The sequence below is a fragment of the Rhizobium sp. P1_E6 genome (genome assembly GCF_056405875.1).
This window is the reverse complement of record NZ_JBFUBG010000297.1, coordinates 1-1,067: the sequence shown is the minus strand read 5'-3', so window position 1 is coordinate 1,067 and position 1,067 is coordinate 1. Positions and strand designations below refer to the sequence as shown.

Annotated in this window: 1 protein-coding gene and 1 pseudogene; one reads left to right on the top strand and one right to left on the bottom strand. The window is 57.0% G+C overall.

The window, feature by feature from the left end:
* A pseudogene (locus tag AC1D35_RS36360) lies at positions 1-324 on the bottom strand (pyruvate dehydrogenase (acetyl-transferring), homodimeric type); the annotation flags it as partial.
* Positions 325-456: 132 nt separating this feature from the next.
* On the opposite strand from AC1D35_RS36360, the gene AC1D35_RS36355 reads away from it, so the two are divergent.
* Positions 457-942: an Lrp/AsnC family transcriptional regulator gene (locus AC1D35_RS36355; RefSeq protein ID WP_113335215.1), complete on the top strand. Its 486-nt coding sequence runs from the start codon at positions 457-459 to the stop codon at positions 940-942.
* Positions 943-1,067: the final 125 nt, after the last annotated feature.

Genomic DNA, 1,067 nt, shown 5'->3' with positions numbered 1-1,067 from the left:
GGCGCGGTTGGCGCGCACGACCATTGCCAATGCGTTCCAACGGATGATCGAGGTGATGCGCTCTTCCATGGCCAGATCACCTGGAAAGGGCGGCTGTTTGTCGAGTTCGATCGTGTTGCGGTAGGGGGAGTAAGGAGGGCTTTCCTCGACGACACCGATCTCCTTCGCCCTGCGGTCGAGCGCGTCCAACAGGAAACGTGCACGGCGACCGCCTTCCGTCTTGGTGACGGATTCCAGCGACTGGAGCCAGTCCGAGGTCTCGGCCGGATCGGGATCACCGGCGGTCAGTGCATGTGCGTTCGTTTGACTGGAAATGGCATCCATCATCATTCCTCCTATTTAGAACACTTGTACCATAAACCAGTAAGCGTATTATGCCGGAAATGACCCGGAATACGTGGTGTCCGGCAGATCATGCGGCATTCGCTACGATCTTCAGCATAGAATGGGGATGGAATGAAACTTGACGGCTTTGATCGCAAAATACTTGCGGAGCTTCAAAAATCGAGCAAGCTGACCAATGTCGAGCTCGCCTCACGCGTTGGGCTGTCGCCTTCGCCTTGCCTTGCCCGCGTCAAGGCGCTCGAAAACGCCGGCATCGTCAAAGACTATGTGGCGCTTCTGGATTCCGAGAAGCTTGGCGGGACGGTCAGCGTCTTTATCCACGTCACACTGGAAAGGCAGTCCGAGCCCGTCCTTGACGTGTTTGAGACGACCGTTAGCCGACTGCCTGAAGTGATGGAGTGCTATCTTATGTCAGGAGACGCGGACTATCTGTTGCGCGTAGTCGTGCGTGACACCGTCGCGCTCAAGGATTTTATCCTCGATAAACTGACGCGCACCCCTGGTGTTGCGAATATCAGGTCAAGCTTCGCCTTGAAGCAGGTKAAATACAACACGTCGCTTCCGATTGCCGAGTTGTGGCCAGCAATCTCACGATAGAGTTGACGTCCTGGGGCGGCCGGAGGCAATTCACGAGAGCGCCGCATTCAACGCGCGCCAAGGGTGTCAAATGCCGGCAGCGCGTGCTCGCTTCGGCGGACCATGGGGCTGTCGAGAGCCGATAT